Origin of the sequence: Planomonospora alba, from assembly GCF_039534085.1 — a bacterium.
In the GTDB taxonomy this organism is placed as follows: Bacteria; Actinomycetota; Actinomycetes; order Streptosporangiales; family Streptosporangiaceae; genus Planomonospora_B; species Planomonospora_B alba.
The window spans coordinates 1-15710 of sequence record NZ_BAAAUT010000097.1 but is presented as its reverse complement, the minus strand read 5'-3'; the positions used below and the strand labels follow the sequence as shown (position 1 = coordinate 15710).

General features: G+C 73.9%; 9 protein-coding genes. 3 read left to right on the top strand and 6 right to left on the bottom strand.

From position 1 onward, the window contains the following. Positions 1 to 66 precede the first annotated feature (66 nt). The 5 genes from ABD823_RS34735 to ABD823_RS33020 all read right to left on the bottom strand — a co-directional run bounded on the left by ABD823_RS34735 (position 67) and on the right by ABD823_RS33020 (position 7012). Positions 67 to 270: an acyl-CoA carboxylase subunit epsilon gene (locus ABD823_RS34735; protein ID WP_425566698.1), complete on the bottom strand. Its 204-nt coding sequence runs from the start codon at positions 268 to 270 to the stop codon at positions 67 to 69. Continuing rightward, on the bottom strand, positions 270 to 1838 hold the full coding sequence (locus ABD823_RS33035; protein ID WP_344866634.1) for an acyl-CoA carboxylase subunit beta: 1569 nt from the start codon (positions 1836 to 1838) through the stop codon (positions 270 to 272). The genes ABD823_RS34735 and ABD823_RS33035 overlap by 1 nt, the downstream gene beginning before the upstream one ends. A 191-nt stretch (positions 1839 to 2029) precedes the next feature. Beyond that, positions 2030 to 4813: a helix-turn-helix transcriptional regulator gene (locus ABD823_RS33030; RefSeq protein WP_344866632.1), complete on the bottom strand. Its 2784-nt coding sequence runs from the start codon at positions 4811 to 4813 to the stop codon at positions 2030 to 2032. An 81-nt stretch (positions 4814 to 4894) separates the two neighbouring features. After that, positions 4895 to 6625, bottom strand: coding sequence for a 2-isopropylmalate synthase (gene leuA / locus ABD823_RS33025; protein ID WP_344866630.1), 1731 nt, complete (start codon positions 6623 to 6625; stop codon positions 4895 to 4897). A 33-nt stretch (positions 6626 to 6658) separates the two neighbouring features. Continuing rightward, positions 6659 to 7012, bottom strand: a complete 354-nt coding sequence (locus ABD823_RS33020; RefSeq protein ID WP_344866628.1) for a hydroxyisourate hydrolase — start codon at positions 7010 to 7012, stop codon at positions 6659 to 6661. 418 nt (positions 7013 to 7430) lie between these two features. Here ABD823_RS33020 and ABD823_RS33015 point away from each other — a divergent pair, with 418 nt between their 5' ends. From ABD823_RS33015 to ABD823_RS33005, 3 genes are all read left to right on the top strand, one after another. Next, the gene (locus ABD823_RS33015; RefSeq protein WP_344866626.1) at positions 7431 to 7610 is read left to right on the top strand and encodes a hypothetical protein; all 180 of its coding nucleotides are present in this window, start codon (positions 7431 to 7433) and stop codon (positions 7608 to 7610) included. 457 nt (positions 7611 to 8067) lie between these two features. Further along, positions 8068 to 11184 carry an AfsR/SARP family transcriptional regulator gene (locus ABD823_RS33010; protein WP_344866624.1) on the top strand — a complete coding sequence of 1039 codons (3117 nt, stop codon included), beginning with the start codon at positions 8068 to 8070 and terminating at the stop codon, positions 11182 to 11184. A gap of 406 nt (positions 11185 to 11590) precedes the next feature. Further along, a complete protein-coding gene (locus ABD823_RS33005; protein WP_344866622.1) occupies positions 11591 to 12286 on the top strand; it encodes a 4'-phosphopantetheinyl transferase family protein in 696 nt (231 codons plus the stop codon). A 236-nt stretch (positions 12287 to 12522) separates the two neighbouring features. Here the strand turns inward: ABD823_RS33005 and ABD823_RS33000 are convergent. After that, positions 12523 to 15710, bottom strand: a 3188-nt coding sequence (locus ABD823_RS33000) for a type I polyketide synthase (RefSeq protein ID WP_344866620.1), incomplete at its 5' end; no start/stop codon positions are given.

Genomic DNA, 15710 nt, shown 5'->3' with positions numbered 1-15710 from the left:
AGGCGCGGGCGATCCGCACGGCGATCTCACCACGGTTGGCGATCAGGACCTTCTGGAGGCGGTGCTTCATCTCGACCCTCGGAGCGTGGACGGCGTCGACCAGGAGCGGGGCGACCGGTAGCCGTTCGGCTGCCGGCGCGGCGCCCCCGGGCGACGGACGGGGTCCTCCGCCACGCGGGCGGAGGACGTCAGGCGCAGCGCGCAGACCAGCGCGCAGAGTTCTTCGGCCGTCGGATCGCCGGACACGACGCGCAGTTCGGGTCCGTCCATCACATCGGCGGGTTTCCGTGCTTGCGCTGCGGCGTCCGGGCCTGCTTGGCGCGGAGCAGCCCCAGCGCGCGGATCAGCGTGGACCGGGTGGCGCGGGGATCGATGACGTCGTCCACTAGGCCGCGCTCCGCGGCGTAGTAGGGATGCATGAGGGTGCTGCGGTACTCCTCGACGCGCTTGGCGCGCTGCGCGGCGGGGTCGTCCGCGGCGGCGATCTCCCTGCGGAAGATGACGTTGGCCGCGCCCTCGGCCCCCATCACGGCGATCTCGTTCGTCGGCCAGGCGAAGGACAGGTCCGCGCCGATCGACCGGGAGTCCATCACGATGTAGGCGCCGCCGTACGCCTTGCGGACGATCACCTGGATACGCGGGACGGTGGCGTCGCAGTAGGCGTACAGCAGCTTGGCGCCGTGCCGGATGATGCCGCCGTGCTCCTGGTCGGCTCCGGGCAGGAAGCCCGGGACGTCCACGAGGCTGACGAGCGGGATGTTGAAGGCGTCGCACAGCTGGATGAAGCGGGCGCCCTTCTCCGACGCCTTGATGTCCAGGACGCCGGCCAGGTGCTTCGGCTGGTTGGCGACGATGCCGACCACCTGGCCGTCGAGCCGGGCCAGCCCCACGATGAGGTTGCCCGCCCAGCCGGCGTGGAACTCGAAGAACTCCCCGTCGTCGACGATCTCCTCGATGACCGCGGCCATGTCGTAGGACTGGGCCGGGTCGGCGGGGACCAGGTCGAGGAGCACGTCGTTGCTCCGCTCCGGCGGGTCGGTGCAGACCACCGCCGGGGGCGTCTCCTGGTTGTTGGACGGCAGCAGGGACAGCAGGTAGCGCACGTCCTCCAGGCAGGAGACCTCGTCGGGGTAGACGAAGCCGGCCACGCCGGAGAGCGTGCCGTGCACGCGGGCGCCGCCCAGGTCGTCCTGGCTGATCTCCTCGCCGGTCACCGCCCGGACGACGTCGGGGCCGGTGATGAACATCTGGGCGGTGTCCTGCACCATGAAGACGAAGTCGGTCAGCGCCGGCGAGTAGGCCGCCCCGCCGGCGCAGGGGCCGAGCATCACGCTGATCTGCGGGATCACCCCCGAGGCACGCACGTTCCGCTGGAAGATCCCGCCGTAGCCGGCGAGCGCGGTCACGCCCTCCTGGATGCGCGCCCCCGCGCCGTCGTTCAGGCTGATGAGGGGCACGCCCGCCGACTCGGCGAGGTCCATCACCTTGTGGATCTTCTCGGCGTGCGCCTCGCCGAGCGCGCCGCCGAAGATCCGGAAGTCGTGCGCGTAGACCATCACGTCGCGGCCGAAGATCCGCCCCCAGCCGGCCACCACGCCGTCGGTGTGCGGGCGGCGCTTCTCCAGCCCGAAGCCGGTCGCGCGGTGCCGCCGGAAGACCTCGACCTCGACGAACGAGCCGCTGTCGAGCAGCACGTCGAGGCGCTCGCGCACGGTGAGCTTGCCCTTGGCGTGCTGGCGCGCCGTGGCCTCGGCGCCGGGGCCCTCGTGGGCGCTGTCCCTGATCAGTGCGAGTTCGGCGGTCCTGTCCCGCGTCGTCTCGCGCGGTAGATCGGTCACCGGTGTCGGGGTCGTCCCGATTCTCTCCTGCGTTCGCACGCGTTCCCCTCCCCCCTGCCCGCGGTCGGCGGGCCGGAATGTGAAATGCGCCACCGCCGTCAGGCTAGGCACGGGATGTCGTCCCCTGACACCCCTACGGGACCGTGGACGGGCCGTCTGTCCCACCCCTGAGAATGCGCGGCCCACCCGGGTCAGACCGTGGCGCGCTCGCCGAACTCCAGGCTCGACGGCAGGTCGGCGCGGCGGGTGATGTTCAGCTTCCGGTAGGTCCGGGTGAGGTGCTGCTCGACCGTGCTGATCGTGATGTACAGCTTCCCGGCGATCTCCCGGTTGGTGTAGCCGGCCGCCGCCAGGACCGCGACCCGGCGCTCGGCGTCGCTCAGCACGCCGGCCAGCTCGGTCGCCACCGGGACCGCGGCCGGGCCGGTTCCTCCGCCGCGGGCCAGCGTCCTGCGCAGCGGTTCGGCCCGGCACTCCTGGGCCACCGCCTGCGCGCGGCCCGCGATCATCCCCGCGCGCCGGTACTCGCCGAGCGCGTGGTAGGCCTCGACGAGGTCGGCCAGCGCCCTCGCCAGCTCGTACCGGTCCCCGCCGGCCTGCAGGAGCTCGGCCGCCTGGCGCAGCAGCATCGGGCGGTGCCGCACCTCGGAGGTGGCGGCCAGCACCCGCATGGCGATGCCGTGCGCCCGCGGGGTCGCCGGGCCGCACCGGGCCAGCTGCGCCTCGGCCAGCTGCCGGGCCTGGTCCGGGCGGCCCATGCGCAGGCACGCCTCGGCCGCGTCGGCCCGCCAGGGGATGAACCCCGGCACGTCGAGGTCCCAGGCGGCCATCAGCTCGCCGCAGCGCTGGAAGTCGCGCAGCGCCAGCGCCGGGTGGTCGGTCGCCAGGCTGTAGCGGCCCCGGGCGTGCAGGTAGTGCAGGCCGTACCGGGTCTGGAACATGGCCTCGGGCACGGGCTGGTCGAGGTGCTCGCGGACCGCGTCGTACTCGCCCATCGCCGTCGCGGCGAGGACGAGGCTGCTCAGCGGCCCGCCCGCGGCGACGCTCCAGCTGCTCAGCGGGATGATCTCCAGGGCGGCGCGGGCGTGCCGCTCGGCGCCCGGCAGGTCGCCCTGCCTGACGGCGATCTCCGCCCGGATGGCGGCGAGCCGCGCCTGGCGGCTCGGGGCGTGCCGGGAGGACGCCTCGGCGCTGAACAGGTCGCACCAGGGGGCGGCCCGGTCCGAGCAGCCGGCGTAGGTGAGCGCCAGCAGGGCGCTCTCCACGGTGTCCATCGACATCTCGTCGAGGCGGGAGCTCTGCAGGATCCGCTCGACGGCGTCCGTGACCTCCTTGCGGGGACCGCGGGTGAGGACCTCGGCGAGGGCGAGCGCCGACTCCAGGCGGCGGCTGGCCGTGACCGAGACGATGGCCGTGCGGCCCTGCTCCCCCGCGGGGTGGCGCAGGTGCGCCAGGAACGGCGGGTGGGTGACGCGCAGCCAGGGCCGGACGATGGCCAGCTCGGTGGCCGTCTCCGGGTCGGCGGGCTCGCCCGTCCCGTTCAGCTGCTCCAGCACGTCCCGGGCGTCGTCGAACCTGCCGTGCCAGAGCAGCGCGCGGGCCAGCACGACGGCGTCGCCGCCGCGCAGGCGGCCGCGCTGCATCGCGTCGGCCAGCTCGACGAGGTGCCCGGCGGGCGCGCCCGGGTTGATCCGCCACTCGGCGCGCACGAGCATGGTGGTGATCTTCACGCGCCGGCTCTCGTCCACGCACTCGCGCGCGGCCAGCCGCAGGTAGGAGACGGCGGACTCCACCTCGCCGGCGCGCAGCGCGCTGCGGGCGGCGTCCTCCAGGACGGGCACGACCCAGGGGGCGTCGAGGCGGCCGGCCTGCACGACGTGCTGGGCGATCACGGTCGGCGGGGCGCCGGCGTCGTGGGCCAGCTCGGCCGCCCGGCGGTGCAGGTCCATCCGCTCGGCGGCGTCCACCTCGGCCAGTACGGCCGTGCGGGCCGCCGGGTGGCGGAAGCCGTCCGGGGTGACGAGGCCCGCGACGGTGAGGGCGTGCAGCTCGCGGCCGACGTCGGCGGGCTCCAGCCCGAGCAGCTCGGCGAGGGAGTCGGGCTCGCCGAGGACCGCCAGCCCGCGCGCCACCCGCAGCGCCTGCGGCTCGCCCCGGTGCAGGCACGACAGTACGGCCTGGCCGTACCGGTCGCCCGCGACGGCCTCCTCGGGCTCCCGGCCGCCGCGGGAGCGCACGGCGTCGCGGTGGTCCTCGGCCAGGGCGGCGACCAGCAGGGGGTTGCCGCCGCTGAGGGCGTACCAGTCGGCGGCGAACCGCTCGGCCGCCTCCCGGCCCACCTGCTCGGCGGCCAGCGCGGCCACGCCGTCCGGGGAGAGCGGGGTGAGCGGGATGCGCCGGCAGTGCGGCTGGCGCAGCAGCTCGTTCTGGAAGAGCGCGTCGGTGTAGCGGCCCTGGTCGGACTGGCTGAGCACCAGCGCGATCCGGGCGATCCGCACCCGCCGCGCCAGGTAGGCGAGGCAGAGCAGGGAGGCCCGGTCGGCGTGGTGCACGTCGTCGACGACGATCATCAGGGGGTAGCGCTCCGAGAGCTCCAGCAGGACCGTGCACAGGGCGTGCACGACCTGGGCGTCGACCTGCTGGAGGGCGTCCGGCCGGAAGGTCGGCGCGACGACGGTGCGCGCGCCCTCCTCCAGCAGTTCCAGCGCCCGCTCGCGCTCCTCGGCGACCAGCGGCGCGTCCCGGATCAGCTGGCCGAGCACGCCGAGCGGCAGGTCCCGCTCCACCCGCGAGCCCGTGGCCGTGATGGCCAGCGCGCCCAGGTCGAGCGCCTGCTCGGTGAAGACGTGCAGCAGCTCGCTCTTGCCGGTGGCGACGGTGCCGGTGACCAGCGCGACCCGGCCCCTGCCCGCCACGGCGTCGGCGAGCAGCGTGTGCAGAGAGACCGACGCCTCATCTCTTTCGACCAGGCCCATGGCCGGCCTCCTTCCGAACATCTGGGAAACCACGGTGAGAAAGCTAGGGATGTGCGGCTTTCGCCGGTTATCGGCGCGCTATCACACGCCGCTGGCGGCCAGCGGCGGGTAGACGGTCTTCCCCTCCTGCGGGGCGGGCAGGTGCCGCAGCCGCGCCCGGATCACCGCGGAGCGCACCGCGGCCAGCGCGGCGGCCTCGACGTCCCGGTCGACGCCGGCCCCCCAGGCCGTCCGCCCGTCGAGGCGGCACTCGGCGTAGACGGCGACCTCCCCGCCCGGCCTGCGGTCCACCGGCCCGGTGCGGTGCACCGCGCGCACGTCGAAGCCCCAGCGGGAGAGCGTGGCGCGCACGGCCTGGACGGCGTCGGTCCGGGCCGCGCCCACGTCGAAGCCGTCGCCGTCGATGTGGATGGAGGTGGTGACCAGCTCGGTTCCGGAGGCCAGCGGGACCGGCAGCTCGGCGGTGGCGGTGTACTCGCGCTCGAAGATCTCCTTGACCCGGTCCGGCGTGATCTCGCCGCCCTCGGCGTCGGCCCGCGCCTGCACGACGCGCGCGAAGTCGATCTGCAGGTCGCGCGGGAGGTTCAGCCCGTGCCAGGCGCTCATGACGTACGCCAGGCCGCCCTTGCCGGACTGGCTGTTGATGCGCACGACCGCCTCGTAGGTGCGGCCCACGTCCTCGGGGTCCAGCGGCAGGTACGGCATCTCCCAGGGCAGCTCGGCCGGCGGGGTCCCGGTCCGGGCGGCCTCCCGCTCCAGGGCGTCGAAGCCCTTCTTGATGGCGTCCTGGTGCGAGCCGGAGAACGAGGTGTAGACGAGGTCGCCGCCGTAGGGGTGGCGGGGGTGGACGGGGATCCCGTTGCACTCCTCGACCGTGCGGCGGATGCCGTTGATGTCGGAGAAGTCGATGCCGGGGTCGACGCCGTGGGTGAGCAGGTTCAGGCCCAGGGTGACCAGGCAGACGTTGCCGGCGCGCTCCCCGTTGCCGAACAGGCAGCCCTCGATGCGCTCGGCCCCCGCCAGCATGGCCAGCTCCGCCGCGGCGACGCCGGTGCCCCGGTCGTTGTGCGGGTGGATGGACAGGCAGACGTGCTCGCGTCGGGAGAGGTTGCGGCTCATCCACTCGATCTGGTCGGCGAAGACGTTGGGCAGCGAGCGCTCGACCGTCGCGGGGAAGTTCAGGATGATCGGGCGGCCGGGGCCGGGCTCCCAGACGTCCATGACGGCCTCGCAGACCTCCAGCGCGAACTCCGGCTCGGTGTCGCCGAACAGCTCCGGGGAGTACTGGAAGCCGAGGTCGCAGTCGCCCAGCGTGCGCTCGGCGTACTTCATCATCAGCCGGGTGCCCTGGACGGCGAGGTCCTTGCACTCGTCGCGGCTCATGCCGAAGACCACGCGCCGGAACAGCGGCGAGGTCGCGTTGTACAGGTGGATGGTGGCGCGCGGCGCCCCCTCCAGGCTCTCCACCGTGCGCCGGATCAGCTCGTCGCGGGCCTGGACGAGCACGGAGACGCGCACGTCGTCGGGGATGCGGTCCTGCTCGATGAGCAGGCGCAGGAAGTCGAAGTCGTCCTGGCTGGCGACGGGGAAGCCGACCTCGATCTCCTTGTACCCCATGCCGACGAGCAGCTCGTACATGGCCAGCTTGCGCTCGGGGCTCATGGGGCGGGCCAGCGACTGGTTCCCGTCACGGAGGTCGGTCGAGAGCCAGCGCGGCGCCGAGGTGATGGTGCGGTTCGGCCACGTGCGGTCGGTGAGCGCGATCGGAGTGAACGCGCGGTAACGTCCGGCCGGTCGCCTGATGGTCTCCATCGTCGGATTCCCCTATCTTCCTGGGCGAACACCTCAAACGCGCGAGCCGAAATAGGTGGAGTAGGAATAGGGAGAGAGCATGACCTGAATCTGGTACGAGTCGACCTCGTCCTGAATCCGGAACATTACAGATATCTCCGGATACGCAGCACTGAGCCCGAGTCCGACAAAGTAGCGGTCGCTGTCGAAAATAATGCGGTAAAGTCCCCGGTCCAGCCGATGGTCGCACCATTCCTCGATCCGCCCACGGGAATCGGTCTCGGCCTCGGCGACGGTGAGCCACTTACCGCCGTCGGCGCGCTCCAGTCGTGCCCCGACGCCGGCGGCAGGCCGGCCGTACACGCCGTCCAGCGCTTGTGCGGCAATCCCCATGTCACGCTCACCCATCTGCCGGGCCCGCCTCGGCGGGCCAGTCCCACACCTTCTTCTCCGTGCTCGCGCACCGCCCGGAGCCGGCGCCGCGCGCCGGCGCCTCCGGGCTTCCACCCAGGCTGGTGGAGGGCGCTATCGGCCGGGCTTCGCCCGGCTATCCCCGGCCGCCGGACGACACGGCCACCGGGACGACCGGCCCCCCGCGGGCCCTCGGAGAGGACCCCGCCGCCGGCGGCGCACGACCCCTGCCGGCTGCCTCCGGTACCCCGCAAGCACCCCGCAACGGCCGCCCGCACGGCTCTAACCTGCACGTATAGGAGCGGAAAAAACATCCGATAAGGATCGGATGGCGCGGCCTGTGACGGTTGAGGCAGATCAACCGACCGGTCGCCGACCGGACGCCACCACGCAGACGATCACGAGGTAGGTAGAGATGAGCACCACCGCCGACCGCCGCGCCCTCCGCATCGCCCTGTCCACCGTCGCCCTCACCGTCGGCCTCACCGCCGGGGGAGCCGCCGCCTTCGCCGCGGCCGCCACCGCGGACGCCACGCCCAAGCCGGGCTCCTTCCCCGTGCCCACGGCCTCGACGGAGAACGACACCTGGGAGTGACCGCCCGCGCACGGGCGCCGCGGACGCCGGCATCGGACGGCCGGGGGCAGCGCACCCCGGCCCCCTCGCCGCCTGCGGCCCTTCCCCGGCCGACCACCGGAAGGCCACCCGCATTCCCTGAAAACTTCACCTAATGGAACAAACTTCTCCTGGATCACTATCCCGCGAAGTAGTACGATCCACCCGAAAGCGACAGATCGAACTCAGGGTGAGCCGAGTAGTGCCGATCACCGGCCGGGCGAGATGCGGCATCGCGCCAGGGGGCACGGCCGGGAATGGCGCGTTCACCGTGGCTCGAATCACATGGAACGCCATGGACAGGCACGGCACGCCCTAAACAGGTAAGATCGATAGGTCTTAACAAGAAAGCAACAAATAGCACTTCTCTCGCATCGGGAAGTGCGAAGACCTCCCGCGGGGACACGGGGCGGCGGGATTTTCCTTCAGGGAGATGCGGGTGGAGTTTCGCGTTCTGGGACCTCTCGAAGTCGCGACGGGCGGGCGCCGGCTGGACCTCGGGGGGATCCGGCAGCAGACCGTGCTCGCGGTCCTGCTCCTGGACGCCAACCGGGCGGTCACCATCGGACGCCTCATGGAGGCGATCTACGGTGACGACCCGCCGACCACCTCGCGGGCGCAGGTGCAGATCTGCATCTCGGCGCTCCGGCGGCTCTTCGCCGCCCACGGCGCGGACAAGGTGATCACCACCCGGTCGCAGGGCTACGCGATCCACGCCGAGGACGGCCAGCTCGACGCCCACCTGTTCGAGTCCCTGCTCCAGGAGGCCCGCCGCGCCCGGGAGGAACGCGACCCCGACAAGGCCGTCACCTACTACCGGCAGGCGCTCGGGCTGTGGCGCGGGCCCGCGCTGGAGGGCATCGAGAGCAGGATCGTGCAGTCGGCCGCGAGCCGGCTCGCCGAGCACAGGATCACCGCGAACGAGGAGTGCATCCAACTCGAACTCGACCTCGGCAGGCACCACGAGCTGGTCGGCGAGCTCACCGAGCTGGTGGCCGAGCACCCCCTGCGCGAGCGGCTCCGCGGCCAGCTGATGCTCGCCCTGTACCGCTCCGGCCGCCAGGCGGAGGCCCTGCAGGTCTACCGGGACACCCGGACCATGATGATCGAGGAGCTGGGGATCGAGCCCGACGAGCGGCTGCAGCAGCTCGAACACGCCATCCTCACCTCCGACGAGAGCCTCAACCTGCCCGAGCCGCCGGTGCAGCTCGGCACCGAGCCCGCGCCCGCCGCCGCTCCCCCGGTCAGCGTCCCGAACGTCCCCGGCATGCTGCCCACCGGCATCGCCGACTTCACCGGCCGGGCCAAGCAGGTCGACGAGATCCGGCAGCGGTTGACGGTCGCCCCCGACGGCGCGGCGCGCTTCGCCGTACCGCTGATCACCATCGCGGGCAAGGCCGGGGTCGGCAAGACCACCATCGCGGTGCACGTGGCGCACAGCGTCACCGAGCACTTCCCCGACGGCCAGCTCTTCGCCGACCTGCACGGCGCCGTCTCCCGCCCGACCAGCCCCATGCAGGTGCTCGAACGGTTCCTGCGCGTGCTCGGCGTGCCGGGCAACGCGCTCCCCGACGGCCTGGAGGAGCGCGCCGAGATGTACCGGGCGCTGCTGGCCGACCGCCGCATGCTGATCGTGCTCGACGACGCGGCCAACGAGGGCCAGATCCTGCCGCTGCTGCCCGGCAACCCCGCCTCCGCGGTGATCGTCACCAGCCGGAGCCGGCTTGCCGGACTGGCCGGCGCGACCCACGTGGGCGTGGACCTGTTCGACTCCGTGCAGTCGGTGGACCTGCTGGCCCGCATCGCCGGGGTCGACCGGGTGCAGTCCGAGGCGGACGCCGCCGCGGCGCTCGCCGACCTGTGCGGCCGGCTCCCGCTGGCGCTGCGCATCGCCGGCGCCCGCCTGGCCGCGCGCCCCCACTGGAACGTCGGCCAGCTGGTGGAGCGGCTGGAGGACGAGACCCGCAGGCTCGACGAGCTCAAGCACGGCGAGATGGGGATAAGGGCCAGCATCTCGCTGACCTACGACAGCGTCGGCGAGGAGGCGCGGCGCCTCTTCCGGCGGCTGGCGATCCTCGACACGCACGTCTTCTCCGCGTGGACCGGCGCGGCCCTGCTGGACTGCCCGTTCACCGAGGCGCAGGACCTGCTCGACGACCTGGCCGACGCCCAGCTCGTCGAGACCGCCGGCACCGGGCGCGGCGTGCACGCGCAGTACCGCTTCCACGACCTCATCCGGGTCTTCGCCCGCGAGCGCCTCGCCGCGGAGGAGTCCACCGCCGAACGCGACGCGGCGCTCTCCCGGGTGCTCGGCGGGCTGCTGATGCTGACGGACACGGCCCGGCGGCAGGAGTACGGCACCGGCATCACGGTCCGCCGCGAGGCGGCCGCCTGGTCGCCCTCCCCCGACCTGGTCGGGCGGCTGGTCGCGGCACCGATCGAGTGGTTCGAACGCGAGCGCGCGACCATCGTCTCCGGCATCCGGCAGGCGGCGCAGGCGGGTCTCACCGAGCTGTGCTGGGGCATCACGGTCAACGCCGTAATGTTCTTCGAGTCGCGGGCCTACCTCGACGACTGGCGGGAGACCCACGAGCTCGCGCTGGAGGCCACCCGGCAGGCCGGGGACAAGCGCGGCCACGCCGCGATGCTGTACTCGATGGGCTCGCTGTCGGCCGCCGAGCAGCGGTACGGCGACGCCCAGCGGGACATGGAGCGGGCCGTCGAGCTCATGCGGGAGGTGGGCGACGAGCAGGGGTTCGCCCTCGCCGTCCGCAACCTCGGCTTCCTGCACCAGATGAACGGCCGCTTCGAGGAGGCCGCCGCCCACTACGAGCGGGCCCTGAAGATCTTCCGCTCCACCGGGAGCCTGGCCGCCGCCGCCTACACGCTGCACAGCCTGTCGGCGCTCCGCCTGGCGGCCGGCGACCTCGACGGCGCCAAACTGCTGCTGGCCGAGGCGCTGGCGTGCAGCAGGGCCGGCAACAGCAGGCGGGTGAGCGCGCAGGTGCTCAACCGGATGGGCCGCACCCACCTGCAGGCGGGTGAGCCCGCCCTCGCCGCGGACGCGTTCGGCGAGGCGCTGGCCGTCGTGCGGGAGATCAGCGACCCGGTGGGAGAGGCGTACGTGCTGCACGGCCTGGGCGTCGCCCGGCTCCAGCAGGGCCGGCTCGGTGACGCGGACGCGGCGCTGCACCGCGCGCTCTCGCTGGCCAGCACCTCCAGCCAGCGGCTCGTGGAGGTGCGGGTGCTGACCGCGCTGGGCGAGCTGGCGATCTCGAGCGGCGAGCCGGAGCAGGCCGTGGCCCGCCTCCGGCAGGCCGCCACGCTGTGCCGCACGATCGAGGTCCCGTTCCAGGAGACCCAGACCCTCATGCTGCTCGCCGAGGCCCTGCACGCCGCCGGCGACCGCGCCTCCGCCGAGGAGACGCGGGCCAAGGCGCTCGCGCTGGCCGACCGGCTCGACCCCTCCGTGGCGCGGCGGCTGCGCGAGCAGGCGGCCCGGAGCCCGCGGTCCGCGGATCCGGAAGGGGTGACCGCGCCGGCAGGGGGGGCGTAGGGGGTGCGCCGCACCGCCCCCGCCCGCCAGCATGGGACCGTACGGCCGGCATCCCGGCCCCGCCCCGCCCGCGGCGGGAGCGGTCCCGCGGGCGGGGCCCGGCTGCGGGCGTGCCGCGGGCGCGCCGTGGAACCCGGCGGCGCGCAGCAGGCACGGGAAAACGACGGGAGCGGCGGGAATCCGCGGCGCGGAAAACGCGGAGCGCCCCGGGAGGGTTCCTTTCGCCGCCGTCCCCTATCCCGGACCCTTAACCGGATCCTGACTCCCCGAGACCTGCGCCGGAATCATTTCCCGGCGATTGTCCGCTCCGTAAAATCATGATCGTGACCACTGTCGAGAGAACCGGTGCACGGTTCACGGAAAACGGCGGACCCCTCCGGGTGATGCGCCGTCCGGGGAGGACGACATGATCGAGATCATCCTTCCCTCCTTCGTGGTCTCAGCGGACGCCTTCGACGACCCCGCCGACGGGACGCTGTTCCCCGAGGAGGAGGCGGTGATCGGCCGGGCGGTGGAGAAGCGCCGCCGGGAGTTCACCACGGCACGGGTGTGCGCGAGGAAGGCGATGAAGATGCTCGGCAGGCCCCCCGCGCCGGTCCTGCCCGGCGTACGGGGCGAGCCGCAGTGGCCCGACGGTGTCGTCGGCAGCATGACGCACTGCGCCGGCTACCGCGGCGCCGTGCTGGGCGAGCACACCAGGGCCACCTCCATCGGCATCGACGCCGAGCCGGACGAGCCGCTCCCCTACGGCGTGCTGGACGCCATCGCCCTCCCGGAGGAACGGGACGACGTCCGGTCGCTGCTGAGCGCCCACCCCGGCGTCCGCTGGGACCGCCTGCTGTTCAGCGCCAAGGAGTCCGTCTACAAGGCCTGGTTCCCGCTGACGAACCAGTGGCTCAGCTTCGAGAACGCGCGCATCACCATGGATCCGCTGCGCGGCACCTTCTCCGCCCGGCTCCTGGTGGACGGGCCGCAGGTGCACGGCAGGCCCCTCACCGGCTTCTCCGGCCGCTGGCTGGCCTCCCAGGGGCTCCTGCTGACGGCGATCGTCCTGCCCACGCCGGTCTTCTCGACGGTCCCCGCCCCGGCCCTCCCCGCCTGACCCGGGCTTCCCGCCCGTCCCGTACCCCCGCGCCCGGCCCGGTTCCCCGAGCCGGGCCTTCCGCGTCGCCTCTCCCTCTCTCTCCCCTCTCCCGGCCCCGGCCCCGGTCTGGCCCTGGCCCGCCGTCCCGTCATGAGGAAGCCCCCGTAGGTCCGGGCGTCGGCCGGTGCACACACGCGAGGCGCCCACCCCCTCACCCCGCGGGGGCGCCCCTCGTGCGTCCGGGTCCTCCCTCCTTATCCCGAGGTCTCCAGCTCGTTGTCGAGCAGGTCGAACAGCTCACCGGCGGTCGCGTCCCTCAGGTCGCGCTCCGCGCCGTCCTCGTCCGCGGGCCGGTGGATCTCGGTCCACCGGGAGGCCAGGGCGCGCAAACGCGTGCCGATCCTGGCGTACTCGGCCTCGTCCGGCGTCGCCGCCGCCAGCGCGGACTCCAGCTTCGCCAGCTCCGCCTCCAGGGACGGCGCGGAGTCCTCACCCGCCAGCTCGGCGCGGAGGTACCCGGCGATCGCCGCCGGGGTCGGATAGTCGAAGACGAGCGTCGTGGGCAGGCGCCAGCCGGCCACGGCGGAGAGCCGGTTGCGCAGCTCCAGTGCCGCCAGGGAGTCGAGGCCCAGCTCCAGGAACCCCTTGTCCGGTCCGACGGACTCCGGTCCCCCGTGTCCGAGGACCGCGGCGACGTGCGTGCGCACGAGCGTGAGCAGCGCGCGGTCCCGCTCGGCTCCGGACGTGCCCGCCAGCAGCTGCTCCAGTGTCTGACCGCCGGTGGCGGCGCCGCCCGCCGCGGCCGCCCGCCGTACCGGGACGCGGACCAGCTCGCGGAAGAGCGGCGGCAGCGCCTCGCCCTGCGCCCGCAGGCCCGCCGTGTCGAGCCGGGCCGGGACCAGGACCGCATCACCGGTCGCGGTGGCGGCGTCGAACAGCGCCAGGCCCTCCTCGCGGGGCAGCGGGGCGATGCCGGAGCGGGCCATCCGCGCCGTGTCGGCGCCGTTCAGCGTGCCGCCCATGCCGGCTCCGGCCCACAGGCCCCACGCCAGCGACGTCGCCGCCAGGCCCCGAGCCCGCCGGTGCACCGCCAACGCGTCCAGGAACGCGTTACCCGCCGCGTAGTTGCCCTGCCCCGCCGCGCCCAGCACCCCCGCCACCGACGAGAACACCACGAACGCCCGCACATCCCCGGCCAGCTCGTGCAGATGCCAGGCCGCATCCACCTTCGGCCGCAGCACCCGCGCCATCCGCTCCGGCGTCAAAGACGACACGACCCCGTCGTCCAGCACCCCGGCCGCATGCACCACCGCGGCCAGATCCCCCACCCCCGCCAGCAGACCCGCCAGCGCCTCCCGATCGGCCACGTCACAGGCGGCGACCTCCACCTCGGCGCCCAGCGCGACGAGCTCATCGCGCAGCTCGGCCGCGCCCGGCGCCCCGATCCCGCGCCGGCTGGTCAGCAGCAGACGGCGCACCCCGTGCCCGGCCACCAGGTGCCGGGCCACCACCGCGCCCAGACCACCCGTGCCACCGGTCACCAGCACCGTGCCCTCGACCGGCCACGGCGAGCCCGCCTCCTGCCCGGCCCGCGGCGCCTCTTCCTGCCCGGCCTGCGCAACCTCGGCGCGCACCAGACGGGGTACCAGGACCGCCCCGCCACGCACCGCCAGCTCACGCTCCCCGGCCACGACCGCCGGCAGCAGTCCGGCGGGCAGCGCCGATCCGTCCGCTGTGCCGTCCGCCGCTCCGGTGCCGTCCGCACCGGCGGACGGTGCCGGGGCCTCCAGGTCCACCAGCGTGAAGCGGCCTGGGTTCTCCTCCTGCGCCGAGCGCACCAGGCCCCACACCGCCGCACCCGCCAGGTCGGCGACGTCCTCACCCGAGGCCGAGACCGCGCCCCGGGTCACCACCACCAGCCGCGAGGCCGCGAACCGCTCCTCGGCCAGCCACTCCTGCACCAGCCCCAGCACCCGGTCCGTCGCCGCGCGCGCCGCGCCCGGCACGTCCGGGGCGGGACCGGCGGGGACGGAGACGAGCACCGTCTCCGGGACCTCCTCGATCCCGGCCGGATCCCGGTGGACCGCCGTCACCCCGGGCAGCGCGGCCAGGCCGAACACGTCCTCGCCGAGGAGCGCGCACGACCCGGCGGTCTGCACGGCGGTGGTCGAGGACCGCCACTCCACCCGGTACAGCGAGTCCGCCCTGCCCGAGGCCCGGAGCCGCTCGGCGGCCACCGGCCGCGAGACCAGCGAACCCACCGACGCCACCGGCGCGCCGGAGCCGTCGAAGACGTCCAGCGCCAGCGTGTCCTGCCCCGCCGGGACGATCCGCACCCGCAGGGACGACGCGCCCGTGCCGTGCAGCGCGACGCCGTTCCAGGCGAAGGGCAGGAGCGTGTCCTCCTGCTCCTCCCCGGCGAGCAGGTCCGCGTGGAGGGCGGCGTCCAGCAGGGCCGGGTGCAGCCCGAACCCGTCCGCCTCGGTGTCCTCCGGCAGCGCCACCTCGGCGAAGATCTCCTCGTCCCGCCGCCAGACCGCCTTCAGTCCCTGGAAGACCGGGCCGTAGACGTAGCCCTGCTCCGCCAGCCGCCCGTACGCGCCGTCGACGTCCACCGGCACCGCCCCGGCGGGCGGCCACTCGGCCTGCGCGGACGGGGCGTCCGGGACGGTCCCGGACAGGATGCCCCGCGCGTGCCGGGTCCACGGCTCCTCGGGGGACGCACCGGCCGGGCGGGAGTGCACCTCGACCTGCCGCCGGCCCTGCCCGTCCTCGGCTCCGACCTCGACCTGCACGGTGACCCGTCCCCGCTCGGGGAGGATCAGCGGCGCCTCCAGCGTCAGCTCCTCCAGCAGGGGGCAGCCGATCTCGTCGCCGGCGCGGATCGCCAGCTCCACGAAGGCGGTGCCGGGCAGCAGCACGGAACCGAGCACGTCGTGGTCGGCCAGCCAGGGGTGGGTGTCGACGGAGACGCCGCCGGTCATCACCACGCCGCCCGATCCGGGGAGGGTGACCACGGCCGAGAGCAGCGGGTGGTCGGCCGCGACCAGCCCGGAGGCGGTCACATCGGCCTTCAGGATGGGTGCGTCCTGCCAGTAGCGCTTGCGCTGGAAGGCGTAGGTCGGCAGCTCCACCCGGCGCGCCCCCGACCCGGCGAACACCACCGCCCAGTCCACCTCGGCACCGGAGGCGTACAACCGCCCCAGACCCGCCAGCAACTCCCGCGCCTCGTCCCGCTCCCGCCGCAGCACCGGCACCAGCAGCGCCTCACCGCTCAGGCACTCGGCGCCCATCGCCGACAGCACCGCGTCCGGCCCCAACTCCACGAACCGCGACACGCCCTGGCCCTCCAGGAAGCGGATCCCGTCGGCGAACCGTACGGCCTCGCGCACATGCCGCACCCAGTACTCGGCGGTGAACTCCTCGACCACGGCTCCGGTGA